This is a genomic window from Streptomyces sp. NPDC006235 (assembly GCF_040613735.1).
Classification (GTDB): domain Bacteria; phylum Actinomycetota; class Actinomycetes; order Streptomycetales; family Streptomycetaceae; genus Streptomyces.
Genome location: NZ_JBEXSR010000082.1, coordinates 1 through 14,038, shown reverse-complemented (window position 1 = coordinate 14,038; position 14,038 = coordinate 1). Strand labels below are relative to the sequence as shown.

General features: G+C 70.1%; 14 protein-coding genes. 9 read left to right on the top strand and 5 right to left on the bottom strand.

All coding sequences use genetic code 11. The features are described from left to right. Positions 1–186 precede the first annotated feature (186 nt). The gene (locus tag ABZ192_RS42385) at positions 187–522 is read left to right on the top strand and encodes a YnfA family protein (RefSeq protein ID WP_356929796.1); all 336 of its coding nucleotides are present in this window, start codon (positions 187–189) and stop codon (positions 520–522) included. 34 nt (positions 523–556) lie between these two features. Here ABZ192_RS42385 and ABZ192_RS42380 read toward each other — a convergent pair whose 3' ends face one another. Further along, on the bottom strand, positions 557–991 hold the full coding sequence (locus tag ABZ192_RS42380) for a nuclear transport factor 2 family protein (protein ID WP_356929795.1): 435 nt from the start codon (positions 989–991) through the stop codon (positions 557–559). Positions 992–1,118: 127 nt separating this feature from the next. Between ABZ192_RS42380 and ABZ192_RS42375 the strand changes: the two genes are divergently transcribed. Next, positions 1,119–1,895, top strand: a complete 777-nt coding sequence (locus ABZ192_RS42375) for an SDR family NAD(P)-dependent oxidoreductase (protein WP_356929794.1) — start codon at positions 1,119–1,121, stop codon at positions 1,893–1,895. Continuing rightward, complete coding sequence (locus ABZ192_RS42370; protein WP_356929793.1) at positions 1,895–2,053, top strand: hypothetical protein; 159 nt, start codon at positions 1,895–1,897, stop codon at positions 2,051–2,053. Before ABZ192_RS42375 ends, ABZ192_RS42370 begins: the two co-directional genes overlap by 1 nt. A 181-nt stretch (positions 2,054–2,234) precedes the next feature. Here ABZ192_RS42370 and ABZ192_RS42365 read toward each other — a convergent pair whose 3' ends face one another. Then, positions 2,235–3,428 carry an RtcB family protein gene (locus tag ABZ192_RS42365; RefSeq protein WP_356929792.1) on the bottom strand — a complete coding sequence of 398 codons (1,194 nt, stop codon included), beginning with the start codon at positions 3,426–3,428 and terminating at the stop codon, positions 2,235–2,237. Between the two features lie 171 nt (positions 3,429–3,599). Here ABZ192_RS42365 and ABZ192_RS42360 point away from each other — a divergent pair, with 171 nt between their 5' ends. The 3 genes from ABZ192_RS42360 to ABZ192_RS42350 all read left to right on the top strand — a co-directional run bounded on the left by ABZ192_RS42360 (position 3,600) and on the right by ABZ192_RS42350 (position 6,835). Then, entirely contained in the window at positions 3,600–4,430 is an 831-nt protein-coding gene (locus ABZ192_RS42360; protein ID WP_356929791.1) for a DUF3558 domain-containing protein, read from the top strand. 118 nt (positions 4,431–4,548) lie between these two features. Continuing rightward, positions 4,549–5,454 carry a DUF3558 family protein gene (locus ABZ192_RS42355; protein ID WP_356929790.1) on the top strand — a complete coding sequence of 302 codons (906 nt, stop codon included), beginning with the start codon at positions 4,549–4,551 and terminating at the stop codon, positions 5,452–5,454. Between the two features lie 115 nt (positions 5,455–5,569). After that, a complete protein-coding gene (locus tag ABZ192_RS42350) occupies positions 5,570–6,835 on the top strand; it encodes a DUF2637 domain-containing protein (protein ID WP_356929789.1) in 1,266 nt (421 codons plus the stop codon). Between the two features lie 58 nt (positions 6,836–6,893). Here the strand turns inward: ABZ192_RS42350 and lysS are convergent, their stop codons facing one another. Next, positions 6,894–8,639, bottom strand: a complete 1,746-nt coding sequence (gene lysS, locus ABZ192_RS42345; protein WP_356929788.1) for a lysine--tRNA ligase — start codon at positions 8,637–8,639, stop codon at positions 6,894–6,896. A 150-nt stretch (positions 8,640–8,789) separates the two neighbouring features. On the opposite strand from lysS, the gene argS reads away from it, so the two are divergent. Further along, a complete protein-coding gene (argS, locus tag ABZ192_RS42340; RefSeq protein ID WP_356929787.1) occupies positions 8,790–10,553 on the top strand; it encodes an arginine--tRNA ligase in 1,764 nt (587 codons plus the stop codon). 75 nt (positions 10,554–10,628) lie between these two features. On the opposite strand, the gene ABZ192_RS42335 is transcribed toward argS, so the two are convergent. Then, positions 10,629–11,012: a peptidase inhibitor family I36 protein gene (locus ABZ192_RS42335; protein ID WP_356929786.1), complete on the bottom strand. Its 384-nt coding sequence runs from the start codon at positions 11,010–11,012 to the stop codon at positions 10,629–10,631. 379 nt (positions 11,013–11,391) lie between these two features. Between ABZ192_RS42335 and ABZ192_RS42330 the strand changes: the two genes are divergently transcribed. Then, on the top strand, positions 11,392–12,192 hold the full coding sequence (locus ABZ192_RS42330; protein WP_356929785.1) for a peptidoglycan-binding protein: 801 nt from the start codon (positions 11,392–11,394) through the stop codon (positions 12,190–12,192). Next, on the top strand, positions 12,189–13,073 hold the full coding sequence (locus ABZ192_RS42325; RefSeq protein ID WP_356929784.1) for a DUF2690 domain-containing protein: 885 nt from the start codon (positions 12,189–12,191) through the stop codon (positions 13,071–13,073). The genes ABZ192_RS42330 and ABZ192_RS42325 overlap by 4 nt, the downstream gene beginning before the upstream one ends. Here the strand turns inward: ABZ192_RS42325 and ABZ192_RS42320 are convergent. Beyond that, positions 13,042–13,872, bottom strand: a complete 831-nt coding sequence (locus tag ABZ192_RS42320) for an arylamine N-acetyltransferase (protein WP_356929783.1) — start codon at positions 13,870–13,872, stop codon at positions 13,042–13,044. The genes ABZ192_RS42325 and ABZ192_RS42320 overlap by 32 nt on opposite strands. Positions 13,873–14,038 lie beyond the last annotated feature (166 nt).

The window sequence follows — 14,038 nt, the reverse complement described above, 5'->3', positions numbered from 1 at the left end:
GGGCGTCGATGCGGAGCATCGACAACCGACGACAACGCCGCAGATGCGCGTGCCAGACCCCGCGTCTGCGGCGTGATCCAAACGACAGGCCCTAGGTGTGGTGTCCCACGGCGTCGCACCGCGCGCCGTCCGGGAGCCGTCCCGCCGGAACGGAGGCCAGGGCGCGGGCATGCGAAGCTGGCCACCATGCTCGTGCTCCGCTCCGCCGCCCTCTTCGTCGTCGCCGCCCTCTTCGAGATCGGTGGGGCGTGGCTGGTCTGGCAGGGCGTGCGCGAGAGCAGGGGCTGGCTGTGGGCGGCCGGCGGCGTCCTCGCCCTCGGCGCGTACGGCTTCGTCGCGACGTTCCAGCCCGACGCCCACTTCGGCCGCGTCCTCGCCGCGTACGGCGGGATCTTCGTCGCCGGTTCGATCCTGTGGGGCGTGATCGCGGACGGCTACCGCCCGGACCGCTGGGACATCACGGGCGCACTCGTCTGCCTCGCGGGCATGGCAGTGATCATGTACGCCCCGCGAGGAAACTGACCGGTCTTTTCGAGGAAACCGACCGGCCGGGGACTCAGAACGGCTCGTCGGGCAGCAGCCCCAGCTGCCCCAGGAAGTCCATCTCGTCGAAATACAGCCGGTAGTCGACGATCCGGCCGTCCTTCACCGTGGCGATGTCCACCCCGCGGATCCTGATCTCCTTCTGCGTCGGGGGCAGCGTCTCCCCGTTGGGCAGCTCCAGCGGCCCGGTGTTCCGCCCGCTGAAGATCCCCTCGTCGATGGCCGTGTCACCGACCTCGTAGGAGTGCAGCGACTGGAACGTCGCCTCGGGGACCGCCTCCGTCATCGTCCGCCAGTACTCGACGATGCTGTCGCGCCCGCGCAGCTCACCCTCGTCGGGGGTGAAGGCGACCGCGTCCTCGGCGTACAGCTCGCTGATGACCTTCAGATCGGCGTGCGTGGTGACCGCGTCGGTCAGCCGGTCCATGACCTCACGTGCCTCGCCCATGATCCACCTCCGGAAACTGTCAGGGGATCACCCGCCCTCATTCTCCCACCGCGGGCCCCGCCTATCCTGGCCGGAAGCCCCAGGCCGACACCGGCCCGGCACCGCCCACCACGTCCGAGGAGCTCCCATGGCCACCGCCGCCCCGTCCGCAGCCTCCCGCATCGCCGTCGTCACCGGTGCGAGCAGCGGAATCGGCGCCGCCACGGCCAGGCAGCTCGCCGCCGCGGGCTACCGCGTCGTCCTCACCGCCCGCCGCAAGGACCGCATCGAGGCACTGGCCGAGGAGATCACCAAGGCGGGCCACCAGGCCACGGCGTACACCCTCGACGTCACCGACCGCGCGGCGGTCGACGAGTTCGCCACGGCCTTCAAGACGATCGGCGTGCTGGTCAACAACGCGGGCGGCGCGCTCGGCGCCGACCCGGTCGCGACCGGCGACCCGGCCGACTGGCGCCAGATGTACGAGACGAACGTCATCGGCACGCTCAACCTCACCCAGGCCCTGCTGCCCAAGCTGATCGCGAGCGGCGACGGCACGGTCGTGGTCGTCTCCTCCACCGCGGGCCACGGCACCTACGAGGGCGGCGGGGGCTACGTCGCGGCCAAGCACGGCGCGCACGTCCTCGCCGAGACCCTGCGCCTGGAGATCGTCGGCCAGCCGGTCCGCGTCATCGAGATCGCCCCCGGCATGGTCAAGACGGACGAGTTCGCCCTGACTCGCTTCGCCGGCGACGAGGACAAGGCGGCCAAGGTCTACGAGGGCGTCGCCGAGCCCCTCACGGCCGACGACGTCGCCGACACGATCACCTGGGCGATCACCCGCCCCAGCCACGTCAACGTCGACCTCCTGGTCCTGCGCCCCCGCGCCCAGGCCTCCAACACGAAGGTCCACCGGAACCTGTGATGCCGGACGCCGAACGGGACCAGGACCTGGAACAGCGGCGCCTCACCCAGGAGACGAAGAACGAACGCCACATGTGGTGGTGGCTCGCCTACTTCCTCTTCGGCATCCACATCGTGGCGTTCGTCATGATCTACGCGGTGCTGCACGCCCCGAAGTAGCTCTCACTCACAGGAGTGAACATCCTCGATCACCCGAACGGCAGTTGAACTGCCGCTCTAGGCTCACGCCACACCGTCAACAGGACGGCCCTCGGTCGGGATGCCGGTCCCGCCCGAGGGCCTGACCGACAAGGAAGTAGAGGCTTCCCTGTGGCTCGGTTTTGACCGGGGCACTTGTGCGTCAGCCCTTCACGCACACCACCTGCTTCAGCTTCGCCACGACCTCCACCAGGTCCCGCTGCTGGTCGATCACCTGCTCGATCGGCTTGTAGGCGCCCGGGATCTCGTCCACGACGCCGGAGTCCTTACGGCACTCCACGCCCCGCGTCTGCTCCTCCAGGTCCTTCGTCGAGAACCGGCGCTTGGCCGCGTTACGGCTCATGCGCCGGCCCGCGCCGTGCGAGGCCGAGTTGAAGGACTTGGCGTTGCCGAGGCCCTTCACGATGTAGGAACCCGTGCCCATGGAGCCGGGGATGATCCCGTAGTCGCCGGAGCCGGCCCGGATCGCGCCCTTGCGGGTCACGAGCAGGTCCATCCCGTCGTAGCGCTCCTCGGCCACGTAGTTGTGATGACAGGAGATCTCCGGCTCGAACGTCGGCTTGGCCTTCTTGAACTCCTTGCGGATCACGTCCTTCAGGAGCGCCATCATGATCGAGCGGTTGTACTTGGCGTACTCCTGCGCCCAGAACAGATCGTTGCGGTACGCCGCCATCTGCGGGGTGTCCGCGACGAAGACGGCGAGGTCGCGGTCGACCAGGCCCTGGTTGTGCGGGAGCTTCTGGGCCACGCCGATGTGGTGCTCGGCCAGTTCCTTGCCGATGTTGCGGGATCCGGAGTGGAGCATGAGCCAGACAGAATCGGCCGTATCTACGCATACTTCGACAAAATGGTTGCCTTGGCCAAGGGTTCCCATCTGCTTCGTGGCACGTTCCTGACGGAACTTAACCGCCTCAGCCACCCCGTCGAACCGCCCCCAGAAGTCCTCCCACCCGGCGGTGGCCAGCCCGTGGAAGCGCCCCGGGTCGACGGGATCGTCATGCATCCCGCGCCCCACCGGAATCACCTGCTCGACCCGCGACCGCAGCCGCAACAGATCCCCGGGCAGGTCGTTCGCCGTCAGGGACGTCTTCACCGCCGACATTCCGCAGCCGATGTCGACACCCACCGCCGCCGGGCACACCGCGCCCTTCATGGCGATGACCGAGCCGACCGTCGCGCCCTTGCCGTAGTGCACGTCGGGCATGACGGCCAGGCCCTGGATCCAGGGCAGCGTGGCGACGTTCTGGAGCTGCTGGAGTGCGGAGCCCTCGACCGTGGCCGGGTCGGTCCACATCCGGATCGGTACTTTCGCACCGGGTATCTCTACATACGACATAGCGCCCTCAATCCCCCGTAGACGAACAGAAGTCCTCAACAGCAAATACCGGAGCCAAGGTTGACGAAAGGGAATCCGGACCGGCGTCCACGGCAGTGCGTGCGATAGACATTGTGTTCATCGGCCGCCCCACGGCGGCAAGCCGATTTCCGCGTCGAGAGGGGCCACCACGTGCAACGGAAGGCGTACGCACCCGGTATCGCCGCGCTCCTCGCGGCCCTGCTGGCCGGCTGCACCGGCGGCTCCGGTGACGGCGGCGCGACGGACGACTCCAACCCGGGCGACACAGGCACGGCCTCGGCCGCCGCCGAGCCGGGCAAGTACCGCACGCTGCCCGAGCCCTGCGGTGCCGTCGGCCAGAGCTCCCTCGACGAACTGCTGCCCGGTATCCGGCAGATCACCGACGAGGAACAGCGCGAGAAGGCGTACGAGGGCGAGGCCACCGTCACGTACGACACCGACCGCAAGGTCGGCTGCCAGTGGAAGGTCGACGCACCGCAGGCCACCGACCATCTGCTCGTCGACTTCGAACGGGTCGTCTCCTACGACAACGCGGTCAGCGACGACAGCCAGGCCGAGCAGCTCTTCGCGGAGAAGGAGGCGGCGGCCCACCTGCCCGAGCCGACCGCCACCGAGTCGGCGACCCCGGGCAGCACTCCGGGCAGCACGCCGGCCGGGGGTTCCACTCCCGCGCCGAGCGGCTCCCCGTCCCCGTCCGGCAGCTCCTCGCCGTCGGCGTCCGCCTCCGCCACCCCGACCGACCTCCAGCCGCGCGTCCTGGAGGAGGTCGGCGACGAGGCCTTCCTCGACGACGAGCTGAGCAGCTCCGGTTCGACGGCCAAGCAGCGGACGGTGACTGTGGCATTCCGCACGTCGAACGTCATCGTGACCATCGAGTACGCCGAGCAGCCGGCCACCGTCGGCGTCGTCCCGGACAGCAAGGAAATGCAGGACAGGGCCCGGAAACTGGCCTCGCAGCTGGCCGATTCGCTGAGCGACTGAGGCCCCTTCACGCCCCCTTCACCCGCACCCGCAAAGCATCCGAAGGAAGAACACACCGCTGCCTCACCGCGTACCGTGACCACTCGGACCCGTTCCGACCGCAGGAACCACGAGCGTCATGAGTGAAGGAACCATGCAGCGACGAGCACAGCGAGAGCAGCGAAACCAGCGAGCGAAGCGAGTCAACCGCGTCCTTGTCTGCGCGGCCGCCGTCCCCGTGATGCTGGTCGCCGCCGGCTGCTCCTCGGACTCCGGCTCCGGCGACAGCACGGACAAGGCCGCGAAGGCCGCCGCCTCGGCGTCCGCGAGCCCCTCTCCGACCGTGGAGGCGGCGGCGTACGGCAAGCTCCCTGAGCCCTGCAAGGCGCTGTCGAAGAAGACGCTGAAGGACCTCGTGCCGGAGGGCAAGTCCGGCAAGGAGGGCAAGTCGGACGACATCTCGACCCGCGCCAACTGCTCCTGGAACAGCCTCGACAACAACGGCGTCAAGGGCTCGCAGTTCCGCTGGCTGAACGTGTCGATGCTGCGCTTCGAGTCGGACGTCACCCGCGGCCCGGCCGACAAGCTGGCCCAGGAGTACTTCGAGAAGCAGGTCCAGGACGCCCAGGCCACGGAGGGTGCCAAGGGCACCAAGTCGGAGCCGGTGCCCGGGACCGGCGACGAGGCGACGGCCGTGCGCTACGAGCTGAAGAAGAAGGAAGGCACCTTCAAGCAGCAGACGGTCGTGGCACGCGTCGAGAACGTCGTCGTCACCCTCGACTACAACGGCGCGGGCCTGGCCGGCGACAAGAGTCCGAGCGCCGACGACCTGATGAAGGACGCGAAGAAGGCCGCCAAGGAGGCCGTGGCGGCGGTGTCCGAGGCGAACGGCGCGGGCGGCGGCAAGGCGAGCGGCGCCCCCTCCAAGGCCCCGTCGAAGTCGGCGTCCAAGTCGCCGTCGAAGCCGGCCTCCCCGGACGCGTCCGAGGAGCCCGCGAAGGACGCCTCGACGTCGCCGTCGAAGAAGCCCGCGTCGAAGAGCTGAACAGCCCCGACCGGATCCGGCCACCCGTTCTCCGCACACATGTGCCACCCTGTTGCGCGCAACAACACGCAAGGGGAGGGGAGTACGGGTGGCCGCGCCACTACAGCTGACTCGGATGCACCGCGTTCTCATCGGTGTGGTCGTGGCCGGCGCCGTGATCATCGCCGGCATCGGCTTCGCCGGTTCGTACGCGGCCGTCCGCGAGTTGGCCCTGAAAAAGGGCTTCGGAAACTTCTCCTACGTCTTCCCGATCGGAATCGACGCGGGCATCTGCGTCCTGCTGGCCCTGGACCTGCTCCTCACCTGGATCAGGATCCCCTTCCCGCTGCTGCGCCAGACGGCCTGGCTCCTGACGGCGGCGACGATCGCCTTCAACGGCGCGGCGGCCTGGCCGGATCCGCTCGGTGTCGGCATGCACGCGGTGATCCCGATCCTGTTCGTGGTGTCGGTCGAGGCGGCCCGTCACGCGATCGGCCGGATCGCCGACATCACGGCCGACAAGCACATGGAGGGCGTCCGCCTCACCCGCTGGCTGCTCTCCCCCGTCCCGACGTTCCTCCTGTGGCGCCGCATGAAGCTCTGGGAGCTCCGCTCCTACGAGCAGGTCATCAAGCTGGAGCAGGAACGTCTCGTCTACCAGGCCCGGCTGCGTTCCCGCTTCGGCCGGGCGTGGCGCAGGAAGGCCCCGGTGGAATCGCTGATGCCCCTGCGCCTGGCCCGCTACGGCGTCCCCCTGGCGGAAACGGCCCCGGCGGGCCTGGCGGCGGCAGGCATAGAACCGGCGCTGATTCCCCCACCGCCGCAGCAGGCGCAGCTGGACACAGGCATAGCTGCGGGCAGTCGTGCCGCTGGGGCGGCGCCCGTCCCACAGAGAGCGGCACCTCCCAGCGAGCAGCGCCCGCAACTCGAGAGCAACCAAGACGCCGAGCAACCGGCCAACGCCCCGGAGCCAGACCAGAGCCCCTGGTTCAACACTCCTCGCGAGGTCGAATACCAGGGCGGCTACGACCCCGACTACGACCCCGCGCAGCAGTACGCCCAGTGGATCGCGGAACAACAAGAAGCCGAGCAGTACCAGACCCAGTACGAGCAGGAACCCACCCCGGAGGACACCGGCAGCTTCCCCATCCCGGTGGGCCCGAACCGCACCCGCGAACTCGGCGAGGGCGGCGGCACGCCCCCGGCCCCCGAGCCGGACGAAGAGGCGTACTACCAGGTGTTCCGCCAGTCGATAGACGGCAGCTACCCCACCCCCCGCGCGCTGGGTGACAACATCCAGGCCACCTACGGCACGACGCTGAGCCCCGGTGAGCTGAAGTCCCTCGTGGAGCGCTTCCAGAAGCGCCACTCGGCGGAACTGGAAGAGGACCACATCGCCTGACCGCGGGCGCGCAGAAGGGGCCCCCGGAGAAAACCGGGGGCCCCTTCTCAGTGCCTGTTCACTCCCCGAGCAGGGCCCGCACCCGCTCCTGCCCCACCGCCAGCAGCAGCGTCGGCAGCCGCGGCCCCGTGTCCCTCCCGACCAGCAGGTGGTACAGCAGGGCGAAGAAGGACCGCTGCGCGGTCTTGATCTCCGGCGGCAGCTCCTTCGGCGTGGCGTCGGCCGGGAATCCGGCCTGCACCTTCGGCACGCCGTACACCAGGTGCGTCAGGCCGTCGAGCGACCAGTGGTCGGCCAGCCCGTCGAGCAGCAGCCGCAGCGACTCCCGTCCCTGCTCGTCGAGCGACTTCAGCAGCTCCGCGTCCGGCTCGTCGCGCACGATCGTCCGCTGCTCGGCCGGCACGTGCGTGTTGATCCAGGCCTCGGCCTTGTCGTACCGCGGCCGCGCCTCGTCGAGCGAGGTCAGCGGCTGCTCCGGGTCGAGCTCGCTGAGGATCCGCAGCGCCTGGTCCTCGTGCCCGGCGGTGATGTCCGCGACGGACGCCAGCGTCCGGTACGGCAGTGGCCGGGGCGTGCGCGGCAGCTCACCGGCGGCCGTCCGCACCGCACGCGAGTGCGCGGCGATGTCGGCCGGCAGGGCGCTGCCGTCGGCGACCTTGGCGTCGAGCCGGTCCCACTCGTCGTAGAGCCGCTGGATCTCCTGGTCGAAGGCGACCTTGAAGGACTGGTTGGGCCTGCGCCGGGCGTACAGCCAGCGCAGCAACTGCGGCTCCATGATCTTCAGGGCGTCGGCGGGGGTGGGCACGCCGCCCCGTGAGGAGGACATCTTGGCCATGCCGGAGATGCCGACGAAGGCGTACATCGGGCCGATCGGCTGCTTGCCGCCGAAGATCCCGACGATCTGCCCGCCGACCTGGAAGGAGGACCCCGGGGAGGAGTGGTCGACGCCGGAGGGCTCGAACACGACGCCCTCGTACGCCCACCGCATCGGCCAGTCGACCTTCCAGACCAGCTTGCCGCGGTTGAACTCGCTCAGCCGGACCGTCTCGGAGAAGCCGCACGCGGTGCAGGCGTACGTCAGCTCGGTGGAGTCGTCGTCGTAGGACGTGACGGTGGTGAGGTCCTTCTCGCAGTTGCCGCAGTACGGCTTGTACGGGAAGTACCCGGCGGAGCCGGAGCTGCCGTCGTCCTCGGCGGCCGCGCCGGAGCCCTCGGCGGCCTCCAGCTCGGCCTCGTCGACCGGCTTCTGCCCCTGCTGCTTCTTCGCGGGGGCCTTCTTGGTGCGGTACTGGTCGAGGATGGCGTCGATGTCGCCGCGGTGCTTCATGGCGTGCAGGATCTGCTCGCGGTACACGCCGGAGGTGTACTGCGCGGTCTGGCTGATCCCGTCGAACTCCACGCCCAGCTCGGCCAGCGACTCGATCATCGCGGCCTTGAAGTGCTCGGCCCAGTTGGGGTGGGAGGAGCCCTTCGGGGCCGGGACGGAGGTCAGCGGCTTGCCGATGTGCTCGGCCCACGACTCGTCGACACCCGCGATCCCCGCCGGCACCTTCCGGTACCGGTCGTAGTCGTCCCAGGAGATCAGGTGCCGCACCTGGTACCCCCGGCGGCGGATCTCGTCGGCGACGAGATGCGGGGTCATCACCTCGCGCAGGTTCCCGAGGTGGATGGGGCCGGACGGCGAGAGGCCGGACGCGACGACGACGGGTTTGCCCGGGGCCCGACGCTCCGACTCCTCGATGACCTCATCCGCGAAACGGGAGACCCAGTCGGTGGTCTCGGTGCTCTGAGCCACGATCGGCACGTCCTTCTTTCTGCATCGGGCAGCCGGTACGGTCGCACGGCTGACCGCACCATTGTCCCAGACCGCCTCGCGCCCGGAAAAACGGCTTTACCTCCCATGGGATACTGGCCGTGTCTATCGATTCCCTCGAGGAGAACGGCACCCTTTCCTATGGCCTCGGTCACGTCCCTCAGCGACTCCGTCCACCAGCGCCTCGCGGCGGCCCTGTCGGCGGCCGTGCCGCAGGCCGGCTCCGCGGACCCGCTGCTGCGACGAAGCGACCGGGCGGACTTCCAGGCCAACGGGATCCTGGCCCTCGCGAAGAAGGAGAAGGCGAACCCGCGGGAGCTGGCGACGCAGGTCGTCTCCCGGGTCGAGTCGGGTGACGTGATCAAGGACGTCGAGGTCTCCGGTCCCGGCTTCCTGAACATCACGATCACCGACCGCGCGATCACCGAGAACCTCGCCGCGCGCTACGCGGACGACACCGGCCGCCTCGGCGTGCCGCAGGCCGAGCAGCCGGGCACCACGGTCATCGACTACGCCCAGCCGAACGTGGCGAAGGAGATGCACGTCGGTCACCTGCGTTCCGCGGTGATCGGCGACTCGGTGGCGCAGCTGCTGGAGTTCACCGGCGAGAGCGTGGTGCGGCGTCACCACATCGGCGACTGGGGCACCCAGTTCGGCATGCTCATCCAGTACCTGGAAGAGCACCCGCACGAGCTGGACCACAAGGCCGGCGAGGTCTCCGGCGAGGAGGCGATGTCGAATCTCGACCGCCTCTACAAGGCGGCCCGCAAGGTCTTCGACGCGGACGAGGAGTTCAAGACGCGGGCCCGCCGCCGGGTGGTCGACCTCCAGGCGGGCGACCCGCAGACGCTGGCCATGTGGCAGAAGTTCGTCGACGAGTCGAAGATCTACTTCTTCTCCGTCTTCGAGAAGCTGGACATGGAGATCCGGGACGCGGACATCGTCGGCGAGTCCGGCTACAACGACATGCTCGCGGAGACCTGCCGCCTGCTGGAGGAGTCGGGCGTCGCGGTCCGCTCCGAGGGCGCGCTGTGTGTCTTCTTCGACGACATCAAGGGCCCCGACGGCAAGCCGGTCCCGCTGATCGTGCAGAAGTCGGACGGCGGCTACGGCTACGCGGCGACCGACCTGTCGGCGATCCGCGACCGCGTGTTCACCCTCAAGGCGAACACGCTGCTGTACGTGGTGGACGCCCGCCAGTCACTGCACTTCAAGATGGTCTTCGAGACGGCCCGCCGGGCGGGCTGGCTGAACGAGGACGTGCACGCGGTGCAGCTGGCCTTCGGCACGGTCCTCGGCAAGGACGGCAAGCCGTTCAAGACCCGTGAGGGCGAGACGGTCCGCCTGGTGGACCTGCTGGACGAGGCGATCGACCGTGCCTCGGCGGTGGTCCGGGAGAAGGCGCAGGACCTCTCCGAGGAGGAGATCGCCGAGCGGGGCACGCAGGTCGGCATCGGCGCGGTGAAGTACGCGGACCTGTCGACGTCGGCGAACCGCGACTACAAGTTCGACCTGGACCAGATGGTCTCGCTGAACGGCGACACGTCCGTCTACCTCCAGTACGCCTACGCCCGTATCCGGTCGATCCTGCGCAAGGCCGGCGAGGCCCGCCCGGTCGCGCACCCGGAGCTGGACCTGCACGAGGCGGAGCGCGCGCTGGGTCTGCACGCGGACTCGTTCGCGGCGACGGTGGCGGAGGCGGCGGCGGAGTACGCCCCGCACAAGCTGACGGCGTACCTGTACCAGCTGGCGTCCCACTACACGACGTTCTACGACAAGTGCCCGGTCCTGAAGGCCGAGTCGCCCGAGCAGATCGAGAACCGCCTGTTCCTGTGCGACATCACGGCCCGCACGCTGCACCAGGGCATGGCCCTGCTGGGCATCCGGACGCCCGAGCGGCTCTGAGCCCGGACCGGGACGCGCGGACCGAGGGCGGCACTCCCCCGTGAGTGCCGCCCTCGGCGTATCAGGAGCCGTGGATCACTTGCAGTTGACCCACGTGTTGGACTTCATGTAGCGGCTCACGCTGCCGGTCTCCTTGTAGCCCCTCGGGACGACGCCGCTGGACCCGCCGTGGTTCTTCTCCGAGAACCACTTGAAGTCGCAGGACGCGCCGTGGTTGTACCAGGACTTGAAGTTCTGGAACACGGCGTACTGGGTCAGGTCCTTGTTGGTCCCGGCGACCTTCTGCATGCGGCCGGTGTAGTTCTGCCCGGCCCAGACGCAGAACCAGCCGGACGGACAGTCCGAGGCGGCCTGCGGCGCGGCCTGTGCGGCACCGGCCGTTCCCGCGCCCCCGGCCAGCAGACCACCGGTCAGCGCGAGGCCCCCGGTCATGACGGCGAGCTTCCTGGTCATACGCATGCTGTTTCCCCCTTCGTGGGCGGGCCGACCGCACCGGCCGGCTCGGAAACGAGACTGCGGCCCGGGGACCCGGCTGCGCCACAGTCGCCTCCCAAGTGACGCACTCGCGGGACGTCCCGGGCGCTGACCTGCGGTGACACCGTGCGCCGGGACGGCGCGGCGGGACGGTCGCGGTGGGGTGTGGCCGAATCGGTAGGGGGCGGCGGGGAGAACGGAACCGATGTATGGGGCACCGCGTGGATGCTGATGCAGAATGCGGCGGTGACGGGACCGCTGACCACGGTCCACGAACGCGAGTGGGGGGAACATGTCGCGTTGGAAAGGGCTGCCCGAAGAACTCGACCCGTGTGTACGGCAGTTGGTGGTGCGATTACGCCGGGTGAAGGATCACAGCGGACTGAGCCTGCGCCGGCTCGCGGCCAAGACGGGATACAGCACGTCGTCCTGGGAGCGCTACCTGGCCGGCAGGTCGCTCCCGCCCAGGGAGGCCGTCGAGGCGATGGCCCGGCTCGGCGGTGACGACCCGACCCGCCTCCTCGCCCTGCACGAGGTCGCCACCGAGGCGTGGGGCAAGGGGGCTGACCCGGCGGATCGACAGGACGAGACGGCCGGGACCGTGCCAAGGACCGAGACCGGGACCGAGCCCGGATCGGATACCGGTACCGAACCCGAGCCCGGATCGGAGACCGGTACCGAACCCGGATCCGAGCCCGATACCGAGCCGGGATCCGGCGCACCCCGCCCCCACGGCCGGGCGCTGCGCATCACGCTCGCAGCCGGGTCGGTGGCCCTGGTGCTGGCCGTGGCCGCCTCGGTCCTCCTGGCCGTACGGCTCACGGACGGCGAGGACAGAGCGGCGGCGGCCGGCCTCACCACCTCCGCCACGACGGCGCCCGAGGAGTCGGACCGGCCCCGGTACACCTGCCGGGCGGAGCGGATCGAGGGCCGCTGGTACGCGGGCAACAGCCGCACCATGAAGGCCGTCCTGGCCGAGGGCCACGCCGGACCGGAGGTGGCCGAGGCACAGTGTCTGCTGCGCGAGGCGGGCCTCTCACCGGGCGCCGTGGACGGCATCTTCGGCCCGCACACGAAACGCGCGGTCAGGGACCTGCAGAAGCGGGCGCACCTGGTCGTGGACGGCATCATCGGCCCGCACACCTGGAAGGCCCTGCGGGAATGACGCGAACCCCGCCCGGCCCGCTGCCGCCCGAACGCGCCCGGCTCGCCACGACGCTGCGGGAGCTGAGGGCGGGCACGGGCCTGAGCCTGGCGGCCCTCGCGGCGAAGACCACCTTCAGCAAGTCGTCCTGGGAGCGCTACCTCAACGGCAGGACGCTCCCGCCGCGCGAGGCGGTGCAGGAGCTGTGCCGCCTCGCGGGGGAACCGGAGGGCCGGTGTCTGGCGCTGTGGGAGCTGGCGGAGTCGGAGTGGAGCGGCCGGGCGGCATCGACGACACCGACACCGACGGCGACGACACCGACGGCACCCGCGGACTCGCCCGCGCCCCCGGAGGCGGACCCGGACCCCCGAGGGCCTGCCGCCGCCGGCAGAGGCGCACTCCTGGCCGTCCTCGCCTCGGTGTGCGCGACAGCGGCCGGCGGCCTGTCCGTGGCCCTGGTCCTCCTGGCGGGCCAGTCCGGCGACCCCCGGCCGGCCGCGCCTTCGCCGTCCGCCCCGGCACCCCGCTGCCGTGGAGTCACTTGCGAGGGCAAGAGCCCGATGCAGATGAGATGCGGCGAGGCCCCGCTCACCCTCGCCTCCCGCCGCACGTCCACCGGAGCCCACCTGGAACTGCGCTACAGCGACAAGTGCGAGGCCGGCTGGGCCCGGATGTGGAGCACGCGGATCGGCGACCGGCTGGAGCTGAACAGGACGGAAGGAGGCCGCCGTCCGCACGCCGCCGAGATCACGGACGGCATCGCCGCCCAGTCCTACGTCTACACGCCCATGACCGCAGCCCGCCCCGGCACGACCGTCCGGGCCTGCTTCCGCCCGGTGACGGGAGGCCCGCGCGAGTGCTTCGACGCCGCTAGAGCAGCGTCATCCCCTCCGGCGCGGTGATGCCGAACTCCTCCTCCAGGAGTCGCCGTGCCTCCGCCTCACCGGTTACCTCCCGCTCGGTGACCGTCCCGTCGGAGCCGGTCCGTGTGAGGAGGCGGCCGTCGAGCAGGAGGTGCCGGGTGGTGTCGGTGTGCTGGACGTAGGAGCGCTGGGTGAACGGCGAGCGCGGGTGGGTCGCGATGTGCCAGTTGATGACGTCGAAGTCGGGCTTCTCGAAGGGCTCCAGGGTGAAGGCGTACTGGCTGACCCAGTCGCCTTTGCCCGCGTCGTGGGCCTGCAGCAGCCACATCTCCAGGGGGCCGTCGTGCGGCGCGTGCACGAGGCGGTGGCGCCGCCCGGCCGCGGCGAATTCGACGTCGGCGACCAGCGGCACCGGCTCCGGCAGCGCGCCGACCGTCCCGTAGCCGACGTCCGCGAGGTACGGCCGTGGTTCGCCGGGGACCTCCGCCCTCAACGCCATGTGGGTGCGCGGCCGGCTCGCGATGCTGTCGGCGCCGACGACCACCCGCGCGCACAGCAGGGTCACCCGGAAACCCAGCGCCTCCAAGGCGCAGGTGAACAGGGTGTTGTGCTCGTAGCAGTAGCCGCCGCGCCGGCTGTGGACCAGCTTGGCCATCAGGTCGGCCGGATCGAGGGAGGGGGCCATGCCGCGCAGCGCGTCGAGGTTCTCGAACGGAATGGCCCGCATGTGGGCCAGATGGACTCCGCGCAGGGTGGCGGCGTCGGCCCGCCGCCGCTCCCCCTCCCATCCGATCCGCCGGAGATACACGTCGAGGTCGAACGGTATGGACTCGGACATGACGTCACCGTAATCACGCCCGGCCCGCCCCGTCCGCGGCCCACAGCCCGAACTGCCGCTCCGCCGTTGGTCCTAGGTAGCGTCTTATCGATCACGCATCGAGCCAGATGAGTGTGCTGGCCAGGGTTATGGCGGCGAGGTAGCGGTCGGGCTGTTTGTCGTAGCG